The organism is Luteolibacter sp. Populi, assembly GCF_040801775.1.
In the GTDB taxonomy this organism is placed as follows: domain Bacteria; phylum Verrucomicrobiota; class Verrucomicrobiia; order Verrucomicrobiales; family Akkermansiaceae; genus Haloferula.
This window is the reverse complement of record NZ_CP161812.1, coordinates 3,655,018-3,680,201: the sequence shown is the minus strand read 5'-3', so window position 1 is coordinate 3,680,201 and position 25,184 is coordinate 3,655,018. Positions and strand designations below refer to the sequence as shown.

Below are 25,184 nucleotides of genomic sequence, written 5' to 3'. Positions count from 1 at the left end.
CCAGCGGAAGAGCCATCCGTGAGACTGGCACTACTCTTTGCTTCGAGCGCTCGAAGGCTCCGAAAAGGACACACTTCGGAGAGGTGATAACGATCTTGGACTACGATGCTTATAAAGACGTGCCCGCGGAAAAGGGCACACTCACGGCACGCTCACGGCACGCTCACGGCACGCTCACGGCACGCTCACGGCACACTCACGGCACAAATAGAAGAAGGGGAAGAAGGGGTAATAAGGAAAGAAGGGGGAATTCCTTTTGCACGGGACGGAGCAAGCTCCTGTCCCGTGCCGGAGCTGAGGTGGTCGGCGGAGAGGGGCTTCGCGGGAATCACGGAAGGGGACCGCAAGCAGTGGGGGAAGGCGTAACCGGCACCCGACATCGCCAGCTCCACGTGCCGCTGCCGCCGAATGCGGTGATGTCGCAGCAGGGGTAGATCGTGCGGCTTACCACAAATCATGCTCGTCCCGGAACTCCGCATCCGGCTTGCCCTTGAAGAGGCCCGCCGGCGGCACCTCCTCTGAAAACGCGATGTTGAAGACCTTGCGGTAGTAGGTCCACTCCGCGGCGTAGCCGAAACGGCCGTTGAGCGCGATCCGCCCCCAGGATCCGGGCCCGAGCTTGAAGACATCCTTCCCCACCTGGTTCCGGTGGGGAGCGCCGAAGGTGAAGAGATTCCCCTTGTACTCGACGTGCAAGAGATCGTCCGCGAAGCGCAATGCCACCGGCGCACAGCGGTAGTCCAAAATGCCGGTCAGGTCCTGCATCTCGGCGTTCTGCGAGGGCTCGAAATCCACGCTTTCGAGCGCCCGGATCGTGTGCAGAAGCACCGCCCGGCACGCCTTCGCGGGCAGGCTGCCGGGCGGGAGGGAAAAGGCCACCGGCACCGCGGAACGCTTTGCCGAATGCGGCGCGCCCCGCGAGAACTTGGTCCACTCCGTGGTGATGCATTGGATCGTCGCGATCATCGCCATCTCCCTCGTAGTCCGACTGTCCCTCCCCGGCAACCTCCAGACCGACACTTGGCCGTTCTTCGCGGAATCTTCTTCGGATCGACATCGCTATTTCACCGCGCCTATGCATAATGATGTCGCCGTCGGTATCGCACCCAGGTGGTGCAAGCCCGTGAAACCCAAGCAAGGTCCGGCAATTCGGAGGTCCGCCTGTCTTCCTAACGCGTAGGTTCGCCGCTTGCGACCCTCTCATTTCCAGCAAGTTTACCCGAACCTGTGAAGCCTTCCAAACTATCGCTCGCCCTGGTGATCGCACTTTTAGGCGGGGCCTTGATCGGCGTGGCCCGGAAAAAGGAATCGGCACCGGAGGGCGCGGTATCTTCCGGGAAGGCTTCCTCCCGGGTTTCGAATTCCAATCCGGAGCAAAGCGCGCTCGCCAGCGGGGAAGGGGACTTTAGCGATCCGGAGGCGGAGGCCTTCAGCCGGATTCCGCACGCCACGCGCCGCGGCATGCAGGATGCCGGAGCTCCGGCCGTTCCCCTTTCCGAGGCGGAAGTGAAGGAGCGCAAGCTCGCCGCCCTAGAGGAAATCCTCGGTGCCATCGACACCTTCCCCGGTCTTCCGGAGAGCGAGCACGACCCCCTCGCGAACTACGCCGCGCAGCTCGCCACTTCCGATGCCCCGCGCGTGCAGTGCTGGTCTCCCGATACCCCGGCCGCGATCGTTTACGCCTACCAACACGTCGAGCAGAAGATTTCCCAGGCAGGCGGGTTGAGCCTCAAGGCTCTGCAAATCGGTGGGCGCTGGTCCCGCACCGCCGTCAATGGCAACGGCCAGAATACCCAAGGCCAGCCCATCACGATCACTTGGAGCATCGTCCCGGACGGCACCTCCATTCCCGCCACCGACGCTGAGGAATCCTCGGCTCCCAGCAACTTGCGGGCGCACCTGGCTGCCATCTATGGCGGCAGTGCCGCGGGTAATCCCACCGCACAGCCTTGGTTTACGGTCTTCCAGACCACCTTCGACAATCTGGCTGCCAACTCCGGCCTGCGCTTCGTCTATGAACCGAATGACGATGGCATCCGCATCGACGGCTTCAGCGGAAGTTCCGATTGGGGGGTCCAAGGCACCCGCGGCGATATCCGTATCAGCGGTCACTCCATTGATGGCGACGAGGGCACTCTGGCCTACGCTTACTATCCGGACAATGGTGACATGGTCATCGACACCGCCGACAGCTTCTACGACGACATCGGCGAAACGTCAAAGGGACTGCGCAATGTGCTCGAACACGAGCTCGGCCACTCCCTCGGCCTCGCCCATGTCTGCCCGGCGAATGGAACGAAGCTGATGGAACCCTTCCTCAACATGGGCTTCCGAGGCTCGCAGTTTGACGATATCTACTCCCACCAGCGGAATTACGGCGATCGGCTGGAAGTCCACGGTACGCTGCGGGACAACGATAGTGCTCTGAACGCGGCGCCGATCACGCTCACGCAGAGCACCACCTCCTGGCAATGGCTGAGCATCGACGACAGCACCGATACCGATCTCTTCTCCTTCAGCGGCACCGGTCAGCAGCAGCTCACCGTCCGCATCATCCCCTCGGATCCGATCCAGCCGACGAATCCGAACGTCGATACCTATCTCGAAGGCTCTCAGAATTTCAGTGGCACTTGCAGTGCCGGTACTGACTTCGACCCCACGATCCAGCAGAATCTGGTGCTGGATCTTCTGGGCACGGACGGGACGACTGTCATCGCCTCCGCGCCGGCGAAGGCGATTGGCGAGACCGAGGAGATCGCGATCTTCCCGCTGCCGTCAAACGGCACCTTCTACATCCGGGTCCGCGGTGGGACTGCGGACCGCGCCCAGCTCTACCGGATGGAGGCCCTGCTGGCCGGCGCTCCGGAAACACCGCCCGTCATCTCCATCGCCGGGACGCGCGTCGATGCCGAGTCGAACAGCAGCGGGAATGCGACGGTGGATCCGGACGAAACGGTCCGCCTCGGAATCGCCCTCGCCAACAATGGCACCGGGCCGATTTCCAATCTCACGGCCACGCTCTCGGGGCCTGCGGGTCTCACCCTCTTCAGCGGCACGAAGAACTACGGGACCATCGATGTCGGGGCTCTTGGTGAGCAATTGTTCACCTTCGCCTTGGCAGGAAATGTCGGCCAAACGATCGACCTGCAGCTCACCCTGAGCGGCCCCGGCTTCTCGCAGGTCCTGCCCCTGCCGGTGACGTTGGGGGGATCGTACACCTACATGCTGTTGAATGAGGGATTCGATTCCTCGGCCAGCCTGCCCGCGGGGTGGACTACCTCGGCGGTCAAAACCGGCATCCCGTGGTCGATCTCGAGCGTCCGCTCGAAGAGTGCGCCGCGATCGGCTTTCACGCCATCGGTGGAGCGGAATAGCGAAGCCCTGCTGTTCGCGCCAGTCGTGCAAATCCCGGCGGGTTCCCCGGTGCTCGAATTCAGTCATGCATACACCCTCCAGGCCGGGCTCGATGGTGCGGTGCTGGAGGCCACTCGGAGCGGAAATGGAGTTTGGTTCGACCTGCTCAAATCCTCCGAAGTCACGGTGGAGTCGGGAAACTACAATAGCTTCATCGCAGATGGCGTTAATTCGACCCTGGAGAATCGCGCGGTGTGGTCCGGCAACTCCGCGGGCTTCGTGACCACGAGGATCCGCCTGCCTTCCTATTGGGCGGGCACGAGCTTCGGCCTGCGCTGGAATCTGGTCTGCAACAGCGACACGGTCGCCCTGACCGGCTGGAATCTGGATGATGTGAAGCTCAGCTCGACCTACAACCTGCCGAGCAGCTTCTCGCCCTATCTCTCGCTAACCGCTTCCGGCACGGACTTGGCGGAGGGTGCGGCGGGGCTCGCGCTAACGGTTTCCACCCCGCTGCCGCTGACCCGGGATATGGCTGTGAACCTCGATGTGAGCGGCACCGCATCCGCAGACGATGTGAGCGACTCTTTATATGTGGTGCTTCCCGCCGGCCAGACCAGTGTCACCATCCCGCTTGCCGCCATTGTGGACGGGATTCCGGAAGCACCGGAAACCCTGATACTCTCGATCCCCGTCTGGGCCTCGGAATACCAAGCGCTCGACCCCTACATGGCGGTCATCGGGATCGCCGATCCGTCCCACATCCAGACCGCTTCGGTGACGCTCTCGAATCTAGCCACCACCTACGACGGCCTGCCGAAAGCCGCGACCGCTACCACCGTGCCCGCCGGCCTCGCCGTCGCGCTGACCTACAATGGTGCCGCCCAGCCGCCGGTGAATGCCGGCAGCTACGAGGTCGTGGCCACCATCACGGCCTCCGGTTACACCGGTGGCGCGAGCGGCACCCTGGTGATCACCTCCGCCTACACGGCGTGGATTTCCACCTTCGCGAATCCGAACGCCCCCGCCGCCGCTGCCGGGGGCGACCTCGACGGCGACGGTTGGGACAACGCCGCGGAATACACCTTCGGCACCTTGCCCGCCGATCCCGCCTCACGCCCGCAATTGGTGCCGGTGCTAGCCGCGGATACCATGAAGGTGCTCGTCCCCGCCGCCCCGCCGGGCGTCACCCGCTTCGCGCAGACCTCGACCGACCTGACCACTTGGACGACCGATGGCGTTGGCGAGGTCGCCGGCGGCTATCAGGTTTCGCGGACCGGCCAGCACCGCTACATCCGGATCGTCTATCAGATCGTGAATTGAGGGGACGGACCGCTTCCGAAATCGCCTCCCGATTCTCATTGATCCCCGCGGCGGGTCTCTCGCAGGATGATAGCGAACCAAACATTTGCGAGCTATGGGACTCATGGACTTCATCAAGGGCGAGCTTCTCGAAATCATCGAGTGGCAGGACGATTCACGGGACACCATTGCCTGGCGCTTCCCCGATGACGACAAGGCGATCAAGAACGGGGCCCAGCTCATCGTCCGCGAGAGCCAGACCGCGCAGTTTCTCTATCTCGGCCAGTTCGGGGATACCTTCGGCCCGGGCAAGCACACCCTCGTCACGGATAACATCCCGGTCCTGACCCGGATCAAGGGCTGGAAGTACGGCTTCCAGAGCCCCTTCAAGGCGGACGTCTATTTCGTCAATACCCGCCTCTTCACGGGCAACAAGTGGGGCACCGCGAATCCCATCATGCTGCGCGATGCCGACCTCGGCATCGTCCGCGCCCGCGCCTACGGCACCTACGATTTCAGGGTGGTGAACGTGCAGACCTTCCTGAAGGAAGTCGCCGGCTCGGATCACGATTTCCGCGTCGATGAATTTGGCGACACGATGCGCTCGCGGATCGTCAGCATCTTCTCGGATGCCCTGGCCAGCGCGCATGTCCCGGTCTTCGACGTGGCCACCCGCTACACCGAACTGGGTGACGCGCTGCTGCCGCTGATCAATCCGGTGATCTCTTCCAAATACGGGATCGAGGTCGCCTCCTTCATTGTCGAGAACGTCAGCGTTCCCCCGGAAGTGGAGGAAGCGATCGACAAGCGCTCCGCGATGTCGGCGATCGGCAATCTCAACGATTACGTGAAGTACCAGATGGCCCAAGGGATGGCCACCGGTGGCGGTGGCGGTGCCGCCGGCATGGCCAGCGAATTGGCGGTGGGCTTCGCGGTGGCGAAGGAGTTGATGCAGCAGGGTGGTCTCACCGGTGGCAGTCCGCCGCCACTGCCTGGCGCGGCACCTGCCGCTGCAGCCGTTCCCGCCAGCCCGGATGTCCTCGATCCCGCGACGGTCGCTAGAATGCTTGGCGTTTCCGAAGCGGACGTCATGACTGAAATCGAATCCGGAGCCATCGCCGCCAAGAAAATCGGCTCAAGCTATCGCGTGACCCGCGCCGCGCTCGATGCCTTCCTCGCCCACTGAAACCGTGGCTGCGGCAGCCGCCTGCCGCAGTCGTCTGCTGGCGGGGCTTCGCGCCCCGGCACCGCGCCATGGAGACCCCTGAGCCACCGGAGCTTCCGGACGAGAGCCAAGCGCCCATCGAGCTGCCCAAGAAGCGCATCCCGCCACCGCTGCCGGAGCAGCACGGCGTGGCCGCCGAGGTGCGCTCGCTGGAGCGCCACGTCTGCCCGGAGTGCGGCGGCAAGGGCGAGTGGGACCCCGGCAAGAAGGAACTGGTCTGCCCGTACTGCGGCACGCACTTCCCGCGCGTCGGCCCCCCGCCCTTGGTCGGCTCCATCGTCGAGCACGACCTCGACAAGACCCTCGCCGAATTGGGCGACAAGGCCAGCAGCGTCGATACCTCCTCCCGCCGCGTGCAGTGCAACAACTGCCACGCCGTGATCGTCCGCACGGCCGGCACCGTCGCCCAGCACTGCGATTTCTGCGGCTCGCCGGAGTTGCTCGACTACCAGGACATCCACAGTCCGATCACCCCGGAATCCCTGCTTCCCGCGGCGATCTCGAAGGAGACCGCCTACCACTCGCTGAAGAAATTTCTCGGCGAGCGCTGGTTCGCGCCGAACGACCTGAAGCGCCGCAATCTCGTCGACCGCATCAACCGGGTCTATCTCCCCTACTGGACCTTCGACTCCTCCGCCGAGTGCCCGTGGACCGCGGAGAGCGGCACCTACTACTACGTCACCGTGCGCGACCGGGATGCGAACGGCAACACCGTCACCCGCCAGGAGCGCCGCGTGAAATGGCGGGACGCCAGCGGCCATGTCTCGACCTGGTTCGATGACATCGTTGTCTCCGGCTCACGCGGCCTCGACATCGCCCTGCTCCAGAAGCTCGAGCCCTTTCCTACGAAGGATCTCGTACCTTACGAGACCCGCTACGTTTCCGGCTGGCAGGTGGAGCACTACCAGGTCCCGCTGCTCGACGCCGCCCGCCACGGCTTCGGCACCATGGAAGGAATCCTCCGCGAAATGTGCGGCCGGGAAGTCCCCGGCGATACCTATCGCAACCTGCAGATCCAGCCGGAATTTTCGGACAAGACCTTCAAGCACATCCTCGTCCCGATCTGGCTGCTCGCCTACCAGTACCGCGGCAAGATCTGGCAAGGGGCCGTCAATGCCGTGACCGGCTCCACCCACGCCCGCTTCCCGCTGAGCTGGTGGAAGATCGCATTCGTCACGCTGCTGGTGATCCTGGTGATTGTCATCGTGGCAATCATTTCGAAGTCATGAAGCAGCTCATTCTTTGTGTGGCGATGGCTCTCTTGCCGCGCGGGCCTTGCCTCGCGGGGGACCTCGTCTTGGGTTCCTTCGCGGAATCCACGGAGGCTCCTCATGGTAAGGGGAACCTCTACGCGCCCGCGATCGTGAAGCATCATGGGGAACTCCTGATGTTCTTCGGCGGGCAGGGCAGGGACGGTCACGACCGCATCCACCTCGCGACTTCTCCCGATGGCGCGAAGTGGACTCCGCAGGGTGTAGTTCTTGAGGTCAAAGGCGCGAACCACGTGAACGATCCCTCGGTCGTCGCCGTGAACGATAGGCTCTTCATGTTCTACACGCTGGCGATGAGCGGAATCAGCGACTCCATCGCACTGGCGATCTCCGCGGACGGGCGGACTTGGGAAGATCAAGGAGTCGTCCTGGCGCCGGCACAAGCTCCCGCATGGGATTCACTGCTGGTGGGGCGGCCGGCAGTGATCCATGAGAACGGTGAATTCCGGATGTGGTATGATGGTCGCAAGGATCTCCCCCTCGGGGCACCCGATCCGACGGCACCCCAGGCCGTGGATTCACACCGCTTCGTGGGCTATGCGGGTTCCAAGGACGGCCGGAATTGGAGACGCCACGGAGAACCGGTTTTCGGTCATGACGCGGGAGCCGTGGACGTGCAGCGGGTGGGTGGGCAACTCGTGATGGTCATGGAATCCCGGGAGGGGACGCGATGGGCGTCCAGCGCGGACGGGCTGGCATGGCAAGACCGCGGCTTGCTTCTGAAGAAGGATGGCGAGCGCGAGGCATTCGGTCATGTGACGCCATTTCTCTTCGGGCGGGATGGAGCGTGGGAACTCTATTTCGGAGCCGCCACCGCTGCTACTTGGGATGGGAATGCCATCGCCCGTGCCCCGCTTCCTGAGGATTCGCTGCGGCCCGCAGCCAAGTGATTGCCGCTATCTTGATGCCATGTCCGAGGGAACGCTCAAAACCAAGTCGGTGTCCTCACCGGTCGAATCCGGTGATGGCCTGCGGGTGTTGGTAACGCGCTTCCGCGGCCATCGGGTTCCGAAGAGTCGCTACGATCTGTGGTTGCCGAGCCTCGGGCCCAGCGAGGAACTATTGAAGCAATTCCTCGGCGGGGAGATCACCTGGAGCCAATTCTCCCGCGAGTATCGCAACGAACTCTGGCGGGACGGCGGAGCGGACGAGCGCAACCACACGGTGAAGAACCACGGCCAGAAGGGTCTTCTTCGAATACTCAAGTACCTCGCCCGGAAGCAACCCGTGACCCTTCTCTGCCATTGCGCGGAAGACGAGAAGCATTGCCACCGCCACCTGCTCCGGCAAACTCTGCTCGGGGCGAAAGTGACGCTCTGAGCGGCCGATGCGCATCGATATCCTTACCCTTTTCCCCGAGATCTCGCTGGCACCGCTGAGCGAGAGCATCATTCAGCGCGCACGCGCTGCTGAACTGGTGGAGATCCGCGCGCACAACCTCCGCGACTGGTCCACCGACAAGCACCGCCGCACTGACGATACCTTGTGCGGCGGCGGGCAGGGGATGCTGATGATGCCGGGGCCGATCTTCGCGGCGATCGAGGAGCTCCGCACGCCGGAGTCGAAGGTGATCCTGATGACCCCGCAGGGCCGCGTATTCAAGCAGGCGCTGGCCCGCGAGCTGTCGGAGGAAAAGCACCTGATCCTCCTCTGCGGTCACTACGAGGGCGTGGACCACCGCGTCATCGAGCAGTTGGTCGATCTCGAACTCTCCATCGGCGATTACGTGCTGACCAATGGCGCGATCGCCGCGGCGGTGGTCACGGATGCGGTCGTCCGGCTGCTGCCCGGTGCGCTGGGCGACGAACGTTCGCACCAGGATGAATCCTTCTCTGACCCGACACTGCTGGAAGCCCCGGCCTACACCCGGCCGATCGACTTCCGCGGAATGAAAGTGCCCGAGGTGCTGACCTCCGGCCATCACGCGAAGATCGAGGCTTGGAAGGCGGAGCGAGCCATCGAGCGCACCCGCCAAAACCGGCCCGATCTTCTGGATTGATCGCCAACAAAGCCGGCATGGTGGCCGGATTTGCGGGTGCGGAATGCACGAGCAGGAAGAAAAACATCGGATCTTCTTAAGTTTGATTAATTATCGCTTCCCGTTGAGTAGTTCTGACGCTAAATCCTTAGCCGAACCTGAACTCACCTTACACCATGAAGCGTATTTCCACCCCGATTTGGATGAGTCTCGCGATGGCCATGAGCCCCATCGCCTTGGGCCAGGAGGCCCCCGCCGAACAGGCCGCTCCCCCAGCAGCAGCACCTGCCGCGGTTGAGGCCGCCGCTATCCAGCCCGCTGAAATCGACGCCATGAAGAGCGCGATCGCGGATGCCCGCAAGGAAGCCGCCGACATCGCCGGCGAGCGCGATTCCGCGAAGAAGGAGACCACCGCGGTCCGCGAGGCCAAGCAGCAATTGGAAGCCCAGCTCGCCGACCTGCGCAAGCAGCTCGAAGTCTCGAACCACGAAGTCTGGCAGTGGAAGGACAAGGTCTCGGTGCTCGAGAAGAAGCTCGGTGCCGGCGAGGAAGCCTTCCAGAAGCTCGCCAGCTTCCGCGACGAAGTCTCCACCGCCATGAAGGAAGTGGCCGTGCTCAAGTCCGGTCTCGAAGAAGTCCGCGACGAACTCAAGGCCCCCGCCGAACGCGTCGCCCTCAAGAAGGAGATCGCCGAACTCAAGACCGCCCGCGACAGCGCCACCGCCAGCCTCAATGAGCTGCGCTCCAGCGCCAAGCAGCAGTCGGAAGCTCTCGCCAAGATGCAGCATGAGCGCGATACCCTCGGCAAGACCCTGGCCACCGCCAACGAGGAACTCCAGACCGCCCGCAACGAAGCCGCCGGCCTCAAGGACGGCAAGTCGATCGCGGAGAAGAACCTCGAAGCGACCCGCAACGAGCTCACTGCCACCCGCGACGCGCTGGCCAGCCTGCAGAAGGAATCCTCCGAACTCCGCTCGACCCTCCAGCCGCTCGCCGGCGAGATCCAAGCGGTGAAGGATCAGGCCGCGAAGGCCACCACCGCCATCCAGCAGGCCTCCGCCGCCCGCGAACAGGCCGAAGTGGCCCGCAACAAGGTGGAAAGCCAGCTCAAGGAAGTGAACGGCCAGCTCGCCTCCGCCCTGGACACCCAGAACGGCCTCAAGCAAATGGTCGCCACCAAGAGCCAGGAGATCGACGGCCTGCGCAAGAAGATCGAAGAGTTCGAAGCCAAGACCGCCGAAAAGGCCACCGAACAGAAGAAGCACGAGAGTGCCGGTCTCTGAGAGCCGCTAGCGGATCACGTTTTTCCAAAGCCGGACTCCGCGAGGGGTCCGGCTTTTTCGTGTCCCCCACGATAGTCTCCGCCGCTTGAATCGGCGTGCGGATTTCCTAGACTGCCAGTGTGGCCACCTTCCTCCAACCTTCGCCCGTTAGCATCGAGGACTACCTTGCGGGAGAGGACTGCTCGGAGACGAAGCACGAGTTTATTGGCGGAGCGGTGTATGCGATGGCGGACGGCACCAATGATCACGCGGCGATTTCAGCCAATGCGGTCGGTGCCCTGGGCGGACTCCTGCGGGGAAAACCCTGCCGTCCCTTCACCTGTAACGCCAAGGTGAGAATCGAATACCCGGATCACACCCGGTTCTATTATCCCGACGCTCAGGTCGTATGCCTTGGGAATCCCGGGAGTGATCGCTTTCAGGAGTATCCGGCCGTCATCATCGAAGTGTTGAACGACTCGACGCGAAGGATCGACCTGAGCGAGAAGCGTGATGCCTACCTTACGATTCCGAGTCTGAAGGTCCTCTTGTTGGTGGATTCGGAGCGCCCTTACGTCCTTGCTCACCGGCGTCGCGGAGAGGGTGGATTCGCCGGGGAGGAGTGGCAGGGCTTGGATGCCGTCATCCCTTTGCCCGAGATCGAAGCGGAGTTGGCATTGGCGGATCTCTACGAACGCATCGCATTTGCGGACGCCTCACCGTGACTCCTGCCGGCTGCGGTATTCGCGCGGCGAGCGGCCGGTCATCTTCTTGAAGACCCGCGAGAAGTAAGCCTCGTCGCAGAAGCCCAGGGTGCGGGCGATCTCCGCGGATTTCATGTCGGTGGAGTCGAGCATCCGGGCGGCGACGTTGACCAACTGCTGGCGGTGATACTTGTGCGGCGGCACTCCGGCGTGGGCGCGGAAGGCCCGGCGGAAGGTCTCGTAGTGGATGCCCAGCTCCTTCGCCGCTTCCTCCGCGCCCGAGCCGGGCCGGGCGAGCAGGCGGCAGGCGTCGGCGAACCAAGGCGGCCCGGAGACGGCGGCGGCCATTTCCGTATTGGCCCCTTCCACCGCCGTTGCGAGCAGCTTCTGGAAGGCGCAGACCCGCGCCAGCGGACCGGCCTTCTCATCGAGCACGGTGAGCCGGAACTCCTCCAGCCAGGCGGCGGGCTCGCTCAGGCGGCCGGTCGGTTGATCGGGATCGAGCGCCCGCTGCTGCCGCCAGGTTTCGAAGACCGGCCCCTCGAACATCACATAGATCTCATCCCAGCCGCCGGGACGGAGCGGGCGGTAGCAATGGCCGAGTTCGGGGAAGACCAGGATCCAGTCGCCCGTCGCGACACTGCGCTCGCGCCCCTTCTCGTCCTCATAGTGGCCCTCGCCGCGGGTGATGACGACCAGTGCATGCCGGCGCAGGTAGCGGAAGCGGGTCATCCGGCCCGGGGAGTTCCTGACCTCGCCGATCTCGACCAGGGTGCCGAGCCGCGAGCGGACTTGCTGTGACCAAATATTCCAAATGCGCTCGCTCACTGTCACCCATTTCGGTGACTATCTTACCAAAATCCACAAGAATTAACGGGATCGTCCAAGCGGGAATAGTGAAACCTTCGCCGTTTTCCACGTATCATGGGCCCAAGCGATGCGCCGTCTTCTTCCGATACTTGTCCTGTCAAACTTGTCCCTCCATGGAGAGGAAGCGGTGGACTTCAACCGGGACATCCGGCCCCTGCTCAACAAGAACTGCACCGCCTGCCACGGCGGGGTGAAGCAGGCTGGCGAGGTCTCCTTCATCTACCGCGACGAAGCGCTTGGGAAAGGTGAGTCCGGCAAGCAGGTGGTGGTGCCCGGCGACCCCGCGGGCTCGGAAATGATCCGCCGCGTGAAGAGCCATGACCCGGAGGAAAAGATGCCACCACCGGAGGAGCATCCGCACGGTCTTGAGGCGGAGCAGATCGCCCTGCTGGAGCGCTGGATCCAGGAGGGCGCGAAGTGGGGCGAGCACTGGTCCTTCCAAAAGCCGGAGGAGCCGCCCGTCCCCATATTGAAGGATACGGCATGGCCGAAGGCGGAACTCGACAAGCTGGTGCTGGCGAAGCTCGAGGCCGGGGACCTTTCGCCTTCGCCCGCAGCCTCGCCGGCGGAGTGGTTCCGCCGCGTCTCGCTCGATCTCACCGGCCTGCCGCCTTCAGCAGAGGAGTGGGCCGCCTTCCAACAATCGGCAGCGGCGAATCCACAAGCCGCCATGGAAGCCGCGGTCGACCGCTTGCTCGCCTCGCCGGCCTTCGGCGAACGCTGGGCGGCGATGTGGCTGGACCTCGCGCGTTACTCGGACACCACCGGCTTCGAGAAGGACCCGCACCGCGATATCTGGCCCTTCCGCGATTGGGTGATCCGCGCCTTCAACGATGGCATGCCTTTCGACCAATTCACGATCAAGCAACTGGCGGGTGACTTGTTAGATAAGCCCGGGCCCGGCGATCTGATCGCCACCGGCTTCCACCGCAATACCCAGAACAACACCGAGGGCGGCACCGACGACGAGGAGTATCGCCTCGCCGCGGTGATGGACCGGGTGAGCACCACGTGGACGGCGTGGAATGCGACGACCTTCGCTTGCATCCAATGCCACTCCCATCCCTACGACCCCTTCCCGCACGACGATTACTACAAGTTCATGGCCTTCTTCAACAACACGGAGGACGTGGACCTGAACAACGAATTCCCCCGCACCAAAGTCGCGAACGATGCGGCTTCCCAAGCCGACACCGTGCGCTTGGAAAAGGAGATCCACAGGATGCGGGACGCGGTCAATTCGGAAGGCCTCGCGGTCGCGGGCAGCCTCGGCGGCTGGCAGGTCTTCACCACCACCACGGCAGTATCCAGCGGTCCGGATGGTCGGCTTAACCAACAATCCGACGGCATCATCCTCGCCTCCGGCACGAATCCGACCAGCGCCGTCTATACCCTCACCGGCCCGGCGAAATCCTTCGCCGCGCTGCAGCTCGACATCCTGCCGAATAGCGATGATCCGAAGACTTGGTCGGAGCGCGGCTCGGTGGTCTCCAAGCTGGAAGTGGATCTGGTGAAGGCGGATGGCAGCCGCCAGCCGGTCGCCTTCAAGGAGGTGGTCGCGGATTTCCTGGCCGGGCCCTTCGATCCGAACGAGGCGATCCGCGACGGAGGGCCGGGCTTCGGCGATTTCCCGATGCTGCGCGGCCCGCGTCGCGGCTGGTTTGTGCCGGAGCAGCCGGTGATCGCAGGAGAGGGCGATCAGTTCGAGATCCGCCTGCGGCACGGCGTGTCGTGCAATGGGGAAAACCAGTCCTGCGTCTTGAATCGTTTCAAGATCTCGCTGACAGAGGAAACCCGCCTATCGGAATTCATCCACTCGCCCGAACACGCCGTGAGTTGGAAGGCACATGAAGCGCTCAAGGCCCAATACAATGCCATCCCGGGCGCGGCGATTCCCGTGATGCTGGAGCGCCTGCCCGCCGCGACCCGTGATACGCGGGTCTTCATCCGCGGCAACCGGACCACGCGCGACAAGTCCGTGGAGCCGGCCATTCCCGCAGTCACCGGCCCTCCGGCGAAGAAGGACCATCTCACCCGGCTCGACATGGCGGAGTGGCTCGTTGGTGAGAGCAATCCGCTCGCGGCCCGCGTGCTGGCGAACCGGCTGTGGGCGGAGCTTTTCGGCACCGGCATCGTGGAGACACAGGAAGACTTCGGCAGCTCCGGCCTGGCACCCACGAACCAGCCGCTACTCGATCACCTCGCCCTGCGCCTCCAGAAGCACCATCACTGGCAGATCAAGCCCTTCCTGCGGGAGCTGGTACTATCGGCATCGTACTGCCAGACCTCGAAGGCCGCGCCGGCCTTGGTCGAGAAGGATCCGAAGAACCAACTCGCCGCGCGCGGACCGCGCCTCCGGCTCACGGCCGAGATGGTGCGGGATCAGGCGCTGCTTCTCTCCGGCCTCTTGTCCCGGAAGCAATTCGGCCCGCCGGTCTATCCGCCGCAACCTGAAGGGATCTGGAAATCCGTCTACAACGGCGAATCCTGGAAGACCTCGCAGGGCGAAGACCGCTACCGCCGCGGCATCTACACTTACTCCAAGCGCACCAGCGGCTACCCGTCCTTCCTGACCTTCGATGCGCCGACGCGGGACATCTGCTCGGCCCGCCGGATCGCGACGAACACGCCGCTCCAAGCCCTCGTGACGCTGAACGATCCCGCCTACATCGAACTCGCCCAAGCCTTCGCGAAGCGCCTGAGCGGCTCCAGCGTGAGCGAGCGCATCGGCTCCGCCTACAAGCTGATCACGCTCCAAGAAGCACCGGCCGCGGTGATCGAAACGCTCTCCAAGCTCCACCACGAGGCCAAAGCGGACTACGAGAAAGCTCCCGCGGAATCCGCGAAGCTCGGAGCCACGCCCGACGAGGCCGCGATGGTGCTTGTCGCCAACACGCTCCTCAACTCCGACATCGCCTTGAACCGATGATTCAACGTAGCCGAGAAACCCACTTGCCCGGCCCTGACTTTGGTGGCATATATGCCACCAATGCGGGTGGTTCTCGATACTTGCGTGCTGGTCTCTGCCCTCCGTTCCAATCGCGGAGCAAGCTTCCAACTCGTTTCGTTGATTCCCCATCCTTCCTTCCAGATTTCGCTTTCGGTCGGTCTCTACACCGAATGGTGCGACGTGATTTCCCGCCCCGAGCACCTTCCTCCTGGCAAGACCACTCCCCAAGCCATCGCCTTCCTCCGTTATCTGGCGTCCCAAGCTCATCTTCAGAACATCCATTTCCTTTGGCGACCGTGCTTGAAGGATCCCGACGACGACATGCTGCTGGAACTCGCAGTCGCCGCGGGTTGCCCCTACATTATCACCCACAACATCCGGGACTTCGCCAACACCAAGCCCTTTGGCATCCAAGCGCTCACACCGCGGGATTTCTTGAACCTCATCGCCCATCAACCATGAGTGCCCTTACCGTCCGGCTCCCCGAGTCACTGCACAACCACATCCGCGAACTCGCGAAAAAGGAGGGTTACTCCGTGAACCAATTTCTCGCGACCGCCGCCGCCGAGAAACTGGCGGCTTTGATGACGGTGGATTATCTCAAAGCAGAGGCTGCCTTGGCGAACCGGAAGGACTTCGAGGACTTCCTCTCCGCCGTGCCTCATCAAGCGCCTGAACCCGGGGACGCATGAATCTTTTCCAACAGCTTCGCTACGAGCGCGCCCAACACCTCACGCGCCGGCACTTCCTGCAGAACTGCTCGGTCGGCTTGGGCGGGCTGTGGCTTGGCTCGCAGGGCCAAGGCGCCGCGCTGCACAAGGACCCTGCCAATCCTTTGTTGCCGGATCTCGCGCACTTCGCACCGAAGGCGAAGCGGGTGATCTACCTGCACATGGCCGGTTCGCCGAGCCAACTCGAGCTCTTCGACTACAAGCCGGAACTCGCCAAACTCGATGGCAAGGAATGCCCGAAGGAGTTTCTCGAGGGCAAGCAGTTCGCCTTCATCCAAGGCGTGCCGAAGATGCTTGGCCCGCAATTCCCTTTCCACCAAGCCGGACAAAGCGGCCAGTGGATCTCCGACCGGCTGCCCGCCTTCGAGCAGGTCATCGACGAGGTGTGCTTCATCAAGTCGATGTGGACGGACCAGTTCAATCACGGCCCGGCACAGCTTCTTCTCCATACCGGCAGCCAGTTGCTGGGTTCGCCCTCGGCCGGTGCCTGGGCGACCTACGGCCTCGGTTCCGAGAACGCGAACCTACCGGGATTCATCGTGCTGACCTCCGGCGGCAAGAATCCGGACGCGGGGAAATCCGTGTGGGGCTCCGGCTACCTGCCGAGCGTTTACCAAGGCGTGCAGTGCCGCTCACAGGGCGAGCCGGTGCTTTATCTCTCCAATCCGGACGGCGTCTCGCAGGCACTCCGCCGCCGCACTCTGGATGCTCTCAGCAGCTTGAACCAGACCGTCGCCACGGAGATCGGGGATCCTGAGACGGTGACCCGCATCGCCCAATATGAGATGGCCTTCCGGATGCAGATCCATGCCTCGGATGCCTTCGACATGAAGCAGGAGCCGGAGTCCGTCCACCAGCTCTACGGCACCCAGCCGGGCCAGGAATCCTTCGCGAACAACTGCCTGCTCGCCCGTCGTCTGGCGGAGCGGGGCGTGCGCTTCATCCAACTTTTCGACTGGGGTTGGGACTCCCACGGCACCGGCGCCGGAGACGACTTGAAGAATTCCTTCGTCAACAAGTGCAAGCAGGTGGACCAACCGCTGGCCGCGCTCTTGAAGGACCTCAAGCAGCGCGGACTTCTCGATGAAACCCTGGTAATCTGGAGCGGCGAATTCGGCCGCACGCCGATGAAGGAAAACCGCGGCGGTCTGGAGAGCCAGTTCGTCGGGCGTGACCACAGCCCGGGTGCCTACACGCTGTGGATGGCCGGCGGCGGGGTGAAGCGGGGCTACTCCTACGGCGAGACCGATCCGGTCGGCTACGAGGCCGCGGTCAACAAGGTCAGCGCCCACGACTTCCACGCCACGCTGATGACCTTGCTCGGCTTCGATCACAAGAAGCTGACCTACCCCTTCCAAGGCCTGGACCAGCGGCTGTCGAACGTGACCAAGTCGTCACGGGTGGTGAAAGAGGTCATCGCCTGAAGAAAATTGCGATTTTCCGGGATTTTCTGTCTGATTTCAAAGATCGGCGGCGGGGAGTTTCCGGAACATGCAAACTTCACTCGAACCCTCAACGGCCACGGCAAGTGATGCCGAGCTGCTGGCCCGTTTCGCCGCCAGCGGGGATGATCCCGCTTTCGCCGAGCTGGTCCGGCGACATTTGCCGCTCGTGCTGGCGGTCACCCGCCGGCGCTTGGGCGGGTCCGGGCTGGCGGAGGATGCGGCACAGCAAGTCTTCATCGCGCTCTCCACCCAAGCCAGGAAACGGCGCGGAATTCCCTGCCTGCCCGCGTGGTTGCAGAAGGCCGCCGTTTATGAGGCGGCCAATATCTCCCGACGCGAATCGCGGCATCACCGCCGCAATCTCGAAGCGGAGAGCCTGCGCCAGGGCCGGGACCCCGCGGGCGGCGGACCTCAGCTCGATGCCGCATTGGCGGCGCTTCCCGAGCGCGATCGCCAGGTGCTGCTGCTACACCACTTCGAGAAGCTGCCCTACGATCGGGTCGCCGCCCGGCTCGGCATCAGCGCGGAGGCAGCCCAGCGGCGTGGTCATCGGGCCTTGGAAAAGCTCCGCGCCCTGCTCGCCCGCCGCGGCGTCGCCTGCGATGGCGAGACCTGCGCCGTCTGGCTTGGTGCAGCGTTGGCTCCCGCCGCGTTCGAAATTTCTCCCGGCTTTATCGCCCGCACCACCGCGATGAAGAAAGCCGCCAGTTCCTCGCTACCCTGGCTCCCCTTGGCCGCTGCCGTGGTGTTGGGCGGCGGCACCTGGGCTGCGCTCACAGCAACCCGCAAGCAGGCTCCTCCTCCTTCCGCGCCGCCTCTCGCAGCCACGTCACCCCGGGAGCGGCCTGCCGTTGCCCGCAAGCGCGGGCCTAGCATGCCCGATTCGAAGCTGAGCCCGGAGCTTCTCGAGTTCATCGCGCTCGCCAAGACCGATTCCAAGGCGGCGTGGGAATGGGTCAAGGACCGCGAGGACTGGAACATGTTCCTCCAGAAGGCCGTGCCGGTTCTCGCCGAGCGGGACCTCCCCGCAGCGGAACGCTTGCTCGAAGTCCTCGACGGCCGCCCGCCGCGGGTGGAAACCATCACCGCCATCTTTGACTCCCGCGTTGACTCGAATTTCGAGAGCGCGATCTCGTGGGTCGACAGCTTCACCGAGCCCTTCGAGCGCAAGTCGGTCCAATCCAGCCGCAACGAATATCGCAGCACCGAGCGCCTCGATCACGACTATGCCGGCGCTTTGAAGATCGCCCGTTCGCCCGAAGTCCGCCGCTGGCTCATCCAGCAGGCCTGCGAAAAATACGCCGCCACCGACGAGGCGGCGATCGAGCGTCTTGGCCGGCAATTGGAAGGTGAGGACCGCCGCGTCGCCCTGGGTTGGACGATTTCCCTGCTGCTCCAGCGTGGCGATCCGCGCGCCTACGAATTGCTGGAGGAGGTGAAGCCGGGTGACTCGCTCCTCCCCGAGATTCGGCAGGCCGCCTGCCGCGATCCGCAGGCACTGCTGGAATGGATCATGGCCCAGACCGACAAGCAGCCGCGCTACCAGCTCAAGGCTTCCCTCTGGCACGCCTGGTGTCGGCGCGATGCCGAGGCCGCGGCCGCTTGGGCCCTGGGGCAGAATCCGAAGTCCGACGATATCGCGCGGAAGTTCACTCCCGGTAGCGATGCCACGATGAAGCGCCTGATGACCCGGCCGTGAAACCGATCCACGCACTCTTGATTCTCGTCTGCGGCGGGTCTTGTCAGAGGAAGCAAGACCCGCCACCGGAGCATTCGGCGTCGGCACCGCCAGGGAGCACCGCGCCGCTGCATTCTTCCCCGGCTCCGGTGGAACGACCGCCGCTGCTCAAGACCGCGCGTGTGATGGTCAGCGCGGAGGGCAATTCCGTCTTCACCGCCAATACCCCGGATCAGGCCGACGCGATCATGGCCGACCTGGGCACCATGCCAGCGTCTGCCGCCCGCGATGGGGCGATGGCCAGCGTGATTTCCCGCCTGGCGGAGAAGGACCCTTCTCACGCCCGCATGCTTCTCGCCGGGTGGAAGGACGGCCGGATCGAAGCGTGGACTGATGCGGCGGAGAAGGTCGCTCGCGCCATCGCGAAGTCCGATCCCGCCTCAGGCCCCGCCTTCATCCGCGATGAGATTCCGGCGGCGCTCCAGGTAGACGTTTGGGGTGCCTTCCTCGCGATGCTTCCCGCCGCCGAGCGGCCCGCGCTTCTCGACACTTTGCCGGAGAGCCATTCGAAACTACGGATGGCAGCCGACCTGCTGGCCGTGTGGCTCCCGGCCGATCCGGCGGCTGCGGCGGAGTGGCTCGATCGCTTCGCCGCGGACAAGGATCCTGACGAGCTGACGACCTTGGGCGAGCCGATGAGAATCATTGATGCGAACAGCAAGGATCCGCTGCTTTGGCTTGCCGCCTTCCATTCGGCGGAAACCCCGCGGGCCCGGCGCTTCTTCGCGGAGGGTGCCTTGAAGCGGGCGAACGCCACCCAGGGCGAGGCGTGGCGCTTCGATTTCGACGCGGTCATCCCCGACCTCGCGAAAGCGGAGGAGCCCAGTCCGTGGAGGGGCGATCCCGCCGCTTGGGCCGGGCAGCTTGCTACCGGCGACGCCAGCGCCCTCGCCCCCGAGGCTGCCCGCGAGCTGTTCCGCGATTGGGGCCAGAAGCAACCGCGCAAGGCCCTCCTGTGGGGCCTGGAGAACAGCCGCCCGGAGGCCGCGGAAGCGCTCGAGCAACTCTTCTATCAGGACGCCAGGGAGGCCTTGGAAATGGCCCCGCAGCTTCCGGAGGGCAAGGACCGGGACGACTCGCTGGTGACCATCTGCGAGATGGCTGCGCACTTCGGCGATGCCGCCTCGGTCGAAGGCTTCCTGCCCCTGATTTCCGATGCGAAGCGGCGCGAGGACAGCAGGAGGAACGCAGCCGGGCGCCTGAAGAAATGATGTCCGATCCGTCCGACCTCCCTAGGGGAGTGGGACGGATCGGACAGACGGAAGGGAGAAGGAAACGATTCTTGCTCTCTCACCCCTGCCATCTGCCTGTCCGATCCGTCCGGATCCCCTAGGGGTGTCGGACGGATCGGACACGGAAACGGGCGTGGAGAACGAAAAACCCCGCCCGCTGCTTTCGCAACGGACGGGGCCCGGGGAGAGGTCGGAGGAGGAAAGTTGCTCAGTTCTCGGTGCCGTTCACGCGCACCAGATTGCGGGAGCTGGTCGTCGGGATCACGGCCTCCATGCGGGTGTAGTCCGCGGGCACGCCGTCTTGGTCGGTCGCGGTTGCCGGGGTTACCGGGCCGGTGGTCCATTCGCCCGCGAGATCGGCATTTTCCTGGAGCGTGTAGGTCGCTCCACCGCTGCGTTGCAGCCAGCGCAGGACCAGGCCACCGGAGCCGTTGCTCAGCGTAACGACCGCGCCGTTGCCGGTGGCGGGCGAGGTGCCGAAGAGGAATTCCGTCTCGTTCGAGATCCCGTCGCCATCCGGATCGCCGTCGCGCGAAGGGTCGGCGAGGCCGTCAAAGGTGGCGATCCAGGCCGTGAATCCGACCGGCGGCAGGATGTTGCTGTAGTAGACCACCGGCAGAAGCTGCTGCACGCCGTCCGGCCCGAGGTTGAAGCTGCGGTCGGCTCCGGATTCGTAGCCGCCGTCCGGGCCGCCGTTGATGAAGAACTTGTAGTTTCCGAAGGAGATCCCCTCAAAGCCGCCGGCCGTGTAGCTGCCGGTGTAGATGCCGTCCGCATCCGCATCGCTCAGCACGACGCCGCCGGAGGTGTTCCAGCCCGCGAACTGCCCGATCACCCGCACGACGCTGGTCCCGGGAGTGAAGTAGCCCTCGCTGATCGCCACCGCCATGTTCACCTGGAAGACGACCTCCCGGGATTCGGGCGCGACCACGAGAGGCTCCGGATCGGCATCGTCGGCCAAGCCGTCGCCATCGCTGTCGGCGTTGTAGGGATCGCTGTTGGCGGTGAATTCGGCCTCGTTGTTCAAGCCGTCGGAATCCTCATCCGCGCCGGTCGCGAGTCCATAGGCCGCGAGATAGGCCGTGGCATCCGCGAAGCTGGGCCGCGTGAAAGAGTAGGCGCGGGTGGCGGTGTTGAAGGCGAAGCGGTAAATGCCGCTGGCCGCCACGATGTGATCGATGTTACCGCCGCCTTGCGAGGCCACGCCCGCGGTCCCGCTGGCACCCCAATTCACGTCCCAGGTGCCAGCCGTGAACTTGTGGCTGATCGGTGACTTCGGCACGGCGAAGCGGTGGTCGAGGCTGTACTGGAATTGCTGCGCCAGGCCGGTGCCGGCGACGCTCATCTCATTCCCCGGCACGCTCGCGCCGGTGGCATCCCAGGCGGCCGGGAGGTTGAAGGTGCCGGGCACGGCGATCTTCACGTAGTTGTAGTGGTTCGGATCCCGCACGTAGGCCGCGGCGACCTGCTTCACCTCGTCGCCGTCGGTCGCGCCGTCGCCGTCGCTGTCCGGGTTCATCGGGTTGCTGCCGGTGTGGGTGGCATCCACGTATTGGCCGTCGAGGGTCTCCTCGCCGTCCTTGAGGCCGTCGTCATCGGAGTCGGCGAGCGCCGGATCGAGGCCGATATCGAGATCGAACTCCTGCTGGTTGGTCAGTCCGTCCAGATCGTAGTCGTTGCCCGGCAGGGCATCGGCGTCGAAGAGCCCGTAGAAGGCGATCCAGGTCGCGTAGTCGGGAGTTCCCGGCATGGTGAAGGTGAGCGCCGGTCGCGGAGTGCTGCCGACCAGGCCGGTCACGTAGGCCGCGTCCCAAATGCCGACCGAGGCCGTCGCGGAAGACAGGGCTTCCACCGCGGAATCGTGATCGCCGCCGCCGCTGGCATAGACGTCGAAGGAGAAGACTTCTCCCGGGGACAGGTTGAGGGAAGCGGTGATCGTCGAGACCGTCACGCTGCTGGCATCCTTCGAAATCGTGCCGGCGGGGCGGCTGGTCCAGATGCTGCCATTGTAGGCGTAGACTTCCGCGCCCATGCTCCCATCCACATAGCAGCCGATCCAGTGGGTCATGCCGCCGGCCATCGTGATCGGGCGGCCCCAGCCGGAACCGGTCGTGGTGCCGCCCGGATTCGAGCGGATGCCGATCATGTACTTGCCCCAATTGGTATCGACCGGGCTGCCGTTCAGGTTGATCTTGAAGGTGATATTCTCGCCTGCGGCATCCAGCGTGACATCGACCGAGGTGATATCGAGATGGGGGAAGCTGCCGACCGCGATCTCCCCGGTCGTGTCGGGATAGTTTTGGGTGGTTTGCGCGAGGGCCGCGCCTGAAGCCAGGCACAGCGCGGCGAGGAGATGGTGGGGTTTCATGGGTCGATGAGGCCTGGATCCGAGGTCTATGACATATCCGCGCTTGGAAGCGAAACGTCCGGGTCCGCAGAGGAGATGTCGACATCCCACGCCGCGGTTTAAGAAATTGTGGGGCGGAGCTTCCGGACTCCGGCCTTTTCAAGCCCGGGCATCTATCAGAGAAGGTCGCCGATGCCTGCGACCGCCACCCGCCTGAGCGCCTTTACCGAGTCCGTGATTCGCGGGACCACGCGGCTGGCCACCCGTCACGGCGCGATCAACCTCGCGCAGGGCTTCCCCGACTTCGACCCGCCGGAAGAACTGCTGGCGGCGCTGGAGCGGGCGACCCGCGGTCCGCATCACCAGTATGCGGTGACCTGGGGCGCGCCGCGCTTCCGCGAGGCCCTGGCGCGGAAGATCTCCCGCTTCAGCGGCCTGGCGATCGATCCCGACCAGCACCTGGTGGTTACCTGTGGCAGCACCGAGGCGATGATGGTGGCCATGATGACCGCCTGCAATCCGGGCGACAAGGTGATCGTCTTCTCGCCCTTCTATGAGAACTACGCCGCGGACGCGATCCTCTCCGGAGCGGAGCCGATTTATGTCGCGCTGCGCCCGCCGGACTTCGCCTTCGACCGCGAGGAGTTGGCAAAAGCCTTCGCGCAGAAGCCGAAGGCGATCGTGGTCTGCAATCCCTCGAATCCCACCGGCAAGGTTTTCACCCGCGAGGAGCTGCTCTACATCCTGCAACTGGCGGAGGAGCACGATGCCTTCATCATCACGGACGAGCCCTACGAGCACATCGTCTTCGAGCCGCACCAGCATGTCCACGTCGCGGCTCTGCCGGGGGCCTTCGAGCGGACGATCACTTGCAACTCGCTGTCGAAGACCTACTCGATTACCGGCTGGCGGCTGGGCTATGTGCAAGCCGCACCGCGGGTCATCGCGGAGGCGCGGAAGGTGCATGACTTCCTCACGGTCGGCGCGGCGGCTCCCTTGCAAGAAGCGGCGGTGGCGGGGCTCGAGCTGCCGGATAGTTACTACCTCGGCCTGCGCGATCACTACGCGGCGAAGAAGGAAGTCTTCCTCGGTTATCTCCGCCAGCTCGGCCTGCCCTTCACGGAGCCGCAGGGAACCTACTTCGTGATGATGGATATTTCCTCGCTCGGCTTCGCTAGCGATGCGGAAGCCTCCGAGTGGTTGATCCGCGAGATCGGCGTCGCGGGCGTGGCGGGATCGAGCTTCTTCCGGGAGCCGGTGAATCACTTGATCCGCTTCCACTTCGCCAAGAGCGAGGCAACCTTGCGGGCGGCGGGGGAGAAATTGCTGAGGTTGCGGGAGAGGGTGTGAGCCCGAGCTGCGGTTCAATTCGGCTGGTGGGGAAGGCGGAAGCCGGGGAGGATCGCGAGAGATGCTTCCGCCGGATCACCAGCCGCCGCCCGTCCCAAGCTTCGGGGAGGCGCTGCGCTTCTGGATCAAGCTCGGGTGGATCAGTTTCGGCGGGCCGGCGGGGCAGATCGCGATCATGCACAAGGAGCTGGTCGAACGCCGCCGCTGGCTGGGGGAGGAGCACTTCCTGCACGCGCTGAATTTCTGCATGCTGCTGCCGGGCCCGGAGGCGCAGCAACTGGCGACCTACCTCGGCTGGCGTTTGCATGGGGCACGCGGCGGGATCGCGGCAGGGGTTCTCTTCGTGCTGCCGTCCGTGTTCATCCTGTGGGGATTGAGCTGGCTCTACATGGCGGGCGGCGGGATCGGATGGGTGCAGGGAATCTTCCACGGGTTGATGCCAGCGGTGATCGCCATCGTGTTCTCCGCGGTGAAGCGGATCGGCGGCAAGGCGCTCAAGAGTCCGGCGCTGTGGGGGCTCGCACTGCTGTCCTTCGTGGCTATCCACTTTTTCCAAGTGTCCTTCGTGGTGATCATCCTGGCGGCGGGACTGCTCGGATACTTGGGTGGCACGCGCTGGCCGCGGCAATTCCCGGCGGGCAAGGGGCACGGCAAGGCGGATGGAGATGAGCTGCCTGTGGTGGAACTTCCGCCTCCGATCCCGGCGAGCGGGGCGCGGACCCTGCGGATCTGCGCGCTGTGCCTGACGCTGTGGTGGCTGCCGGTTCTGCTCTGCGGGCTGCTGCTGGGCTGGGGGAGCGTGCCGTTCCAGGAAGGCCTGTTCTTCAGCAAGGCGGCGCTGGTCACGGTCGGCGGGGCCTATGCGGTGCTGCCCTATGTGAATCAAATGGCGGTGGGGCACTACGGCTGGCTCGGCGAACGCCAGATGATGGCGGGGCTAGGGCTCGCGGAAACGACGCCCGGGCCGCTGATCATGGTGTTGCAGTTCGTGGGCTTCGTGGCGGCGTGGCAGCATCCCGGCGGCCTGCCGCCCTTGCTCGCGGCGACCCTCGGAGCGGCGATCACGACCTGGGTGACCTTCCTGCCCTGCTTCCTCTTCGTGTTCCTCGGCGGACCGCATGTGGAGGGGCTGTGCGAGAAGCGGAGTTTGGCTTCGGCCCTGACGGCGATCACGGCGGCGGTGGTCGGGGTGATCTTGAATCTGGCGGTGGATTTTTCGGTGCACGCGCTGTGGCCGCCGGGTGGCTTTGATGGATTTGTTTTGGTGATGGCGGTGGGGGCTTTGGTGGCGATGGAGAGGTTCAAGGTGGGGGTGATGCCGGTGCTGGGGGTTTGTGGGTTGGCGGGGGTTGTGTGGGGGATGGTGTAGCATGTCCAAAACGGCAGTCGCGGAGCGACCGTGGACTGCGTGCAGCCTGCTGCCGC

At 64.4% G+C, this 25,184-nt stretch carries 19 protein-coding genes; 16 read left to right on the top strand and 3 right to left on the bottom strand.

Annotated features, from left to right (window positions below):
* Positions 1-444: 444 nt before the first annotated feature.
* Positions 445-966 (bottom strand): hypothetical protein, encoded by a 522-nt coding sequence (locus ABWK72_RS15040; RefSeq protein ID WP_367870390.1) that lies wholly within the window; start codon positions 964-966, stop codon positions 445-447.
* A gap of 261 nt (positions 967-1,227) precedes the next feature.
* Here ABWK72_RS15040 and ABWK72_RS15035 point away from each other — a divergent pair, with 261 nt between their 5' ends.
* The 8 genes from ABWK72_RS15035 (at position 1,228) to ABWK72_RS15000 (ending at position 11,117) form a co-directional block, all read left to right on the top strand.
* Positions 1,228-4,677 (top strand): MBG domain-containing protein, encoded by a 3,450-nt coding sequence (locus ABWK72_RS15035; protein WP_367870389.1) that lies wholly within the window; start codon positions 1,228-1,230, stop codon positions 4,675-4,677.
* A 94-nt stretch (positions 4,678-4,771) separates the two neighbouring features.
* Positions 4,772-5,842 (top strand): SPFH domain-containing protein, encoded by a 1,071-nt coding sequence (locus tag ABWK72_RS15030; protein WP_367870388.1) that lies wholly within the window; start codon positions 4,772-4,774, stop codon positions 5,840-5,842.
* A gap of 68 nt (positions 5,843-5,910) precedes the next feature.
* The gene (locus ABWK72_RS15025) at positions 5,911-7,110 is read left to right on the top strand and encodes a zinc ribbon domain-containing protein (protein ID WP_367870387.1); all 1,200 of its coding nucleotides are present in this window, start codon (positions 5,911-5,913) and stop codon (positions 7,108-7,110) included.
* Positions 7,107-8,042: a hypothetical protein gene (locus ABWK72_RS15020; RefSeq protein WP_367870386.1), complete on the top strand. Its 936-nt coding sequence runs from the start codon at positions 7,107-7,109 to the stop codon at positions 8,040-8,042. The genes ABWK72_RS15025 and ABWK72_RS15020 overlap by 4 nt, the downstream gene beginning before the upstream one ends.
* 19 nt (positions 8,043-8,061) lie before the next feature.
* Positions 8,062-8,472 (top strand): DUF488 domain-containing protein, encoded by a 411-nt coding sequence (locus ABWK72_RS15015; RefSeq protein WP_367870385.1) that lies wholly within the window; start codon positions 8,062-8,064, stop codon positions 8,470-8,472.
* 7 nt (positions 8,473-8,479) lie between these two features.
* Entirely contained in the window at positions 8,480-9,151 is a 672-nt protein-coding gene (gene trmD / locus ABWK72_RS15010) for a tRNA (guanosine(37)-N1)-methyltransferase TrmD (protein ID WP_367870384.1), read from the top strand.
* 200 nt (positions 9,152-9,351) lie between these two features.
* Positions 9,352-10,413, top strand: a complete 1,062-nt coding sequence (locus tag ABWK72_RS15005) for a hypothetical protein (protein WP_367870383.1) — start codon at positions 9,352-9,354, stop codon at positions 10,411-10,413.
* 119 nt (positions 10,414-10,532) lie between these two features.
* The gene (locus tag ABWK72_RS15000; RefSeq protein ID WP_367870382.1) at positions 10,533-11,117 is read left to right on the top strand and encodes a Uma2 family endonuclease; all 585 of its coding nucleotides are present in this window, start codon (positions 10,533-10,535) and stop codon (positions 11,115-11,117) included.
* On the opposite strand, the gene ABWK72_RS14995 is transcribed toward ABWK72_RS15000, so the two are convergent.
* On the bottom strand, positions 11,109-11,924 hold the full coding sequence (locus tag ABWK72_RS14995; protein WP_367870381.1) for a helix-turn-helix domain-containing protein: 816 nt from the start codon (positions 11,922-11,924) through the stop codon (positions 11,109-11,111). The genes ABWK72_RS15000 and ABWK72_RS14995 overlap by 9 nt on opposite strands.
* A 145-nt stretch (positions 11,925-12,069) precedes the next feature.
* Between ABWK72_RS14995 and ABWK72_RS14990 the strand changes: the two genes are divergently transcribed.
* From ABWK72_RS14990 to ABWK72_RS14965, 6 genes are all read left to right on the top strand, one after another.
* Complete coding sequence (locus tag ABWK72_RS14990) at positions 12,070-14,895, top strand: PSD1 and planctomycete cytochrome C domain-containing protein (RefSeq protein WP_367870380.1); 2,826 nt, start codon at positions 12,070-12,072, stop codon at positions 14,893-14,895.
* A gap of 60 nt (positions 14,896-14,955) precedes the next feature.
* Complete coding sequence (locus ABWK72_RS14985) at positions 14,956-15,378, top strand: putative toxin-antitoxin system toxin component, PIN family (protein WP_367870379.1); 423 nt, start codon at positions 14,956-14,958, stop codon at positions 15,376-15,378.
* On the top strand, positions 15,375-15,608 hold the full coding sequence (locus ABWK72_RS14980) for a toxin-antitoxin system HicB family antitoxin (RefSeq protein ID WP_367870378.1): 234 nt from the start codon (positions 15,375-15,377) through the stop codon (positions 15,606-15,608). The genes ABWK72_RS14985 and ABWK72_RS14980 overlap by 4 nt, the downstream gene beginning before the upstream one ends.
* A complete protein-coding gene (locus tag ABWK72_RS14975; RefSeq protein ID WP_367870377.1) occupies positions 15,605-17,071 on the top strand; it encodes a DUF1501 domain-containing protein in 1,467 nt (488 codons plus the stop codon). Before ABWK72_RS14980 ends, ABWK72_RS14975 begins: the two co-directional genes overlap by 4 nt.
* 67 nt (positions 17,072-17,138) lie before the next feature.
* Positions 17,139-18,791 (top strand): RNA polymerase sigma factor, encoded by a 1,653-nt coding sequence (locus ABWK72_RS14970; RefSeq protein WP_367870376.1) that lies wholly within the window; start codon positions 17,139-17,141, stop codon positions 18,789-18,791.
* Between the two features lie 128 nt (positions 18,792-18,919).
* Entirely contained in the window at positions 18,920-20,041 is a 1,122-nt protein-coding gene (locus ABWK72_RS14965; RefSeq protein WP_367870375.1) for a hypothetical protein, read from the top strand.
* A 229-nt stretch (positions 20,042-20,270) separates the two neighbouring features.
* Here ABWK72_RS14965 and ABWK72_RS14960 read toward each other — a convergent pair whose 3' ends face one another.
* Positions 20,271-22,430: a hypothetical protein gene (locus ABWK72_RS14960; RefSeq protein ID WP_367870374.1), complete on the bottom strand. Its 2,160-nt coding sequence runs from the start codon at positions 22,428-22,430 to the stop codon at positions 20,271-20,273.
* Positions 22,431-22,601: 171 nt separating this feature from the next.
* Here ABWK72_RS14960 and ABWK72_RS14955 point away from each other — a divergent pair, with 171 nt between their 5' ends.
* Complete coding sequence (locus ABWK72_RS14955; RefSeq protein ID WP_367870373.1) at positions 22,602-23,759, top strand: pyridoxal phosphate-dependent aminotransferase; 1,158 nt, start codon at positions 22,602-22,604, stop codon at positions 23,757-23,759.
* Between the two features lie 61 nt (positions 23,760-23,820).
* A complete protein-coding gene (gene chrA, locus ABWK72_RS14950) occupies positions 23,821-25,128 on the top strand; it encodes a chromate efflux transporter (protein WP_367870372.1) in 1,308 nt (435 codons plus the stop codon).
* The last annotated feature ends 56 nt before the right edge of the window (positions 25,129-25,184 follow it).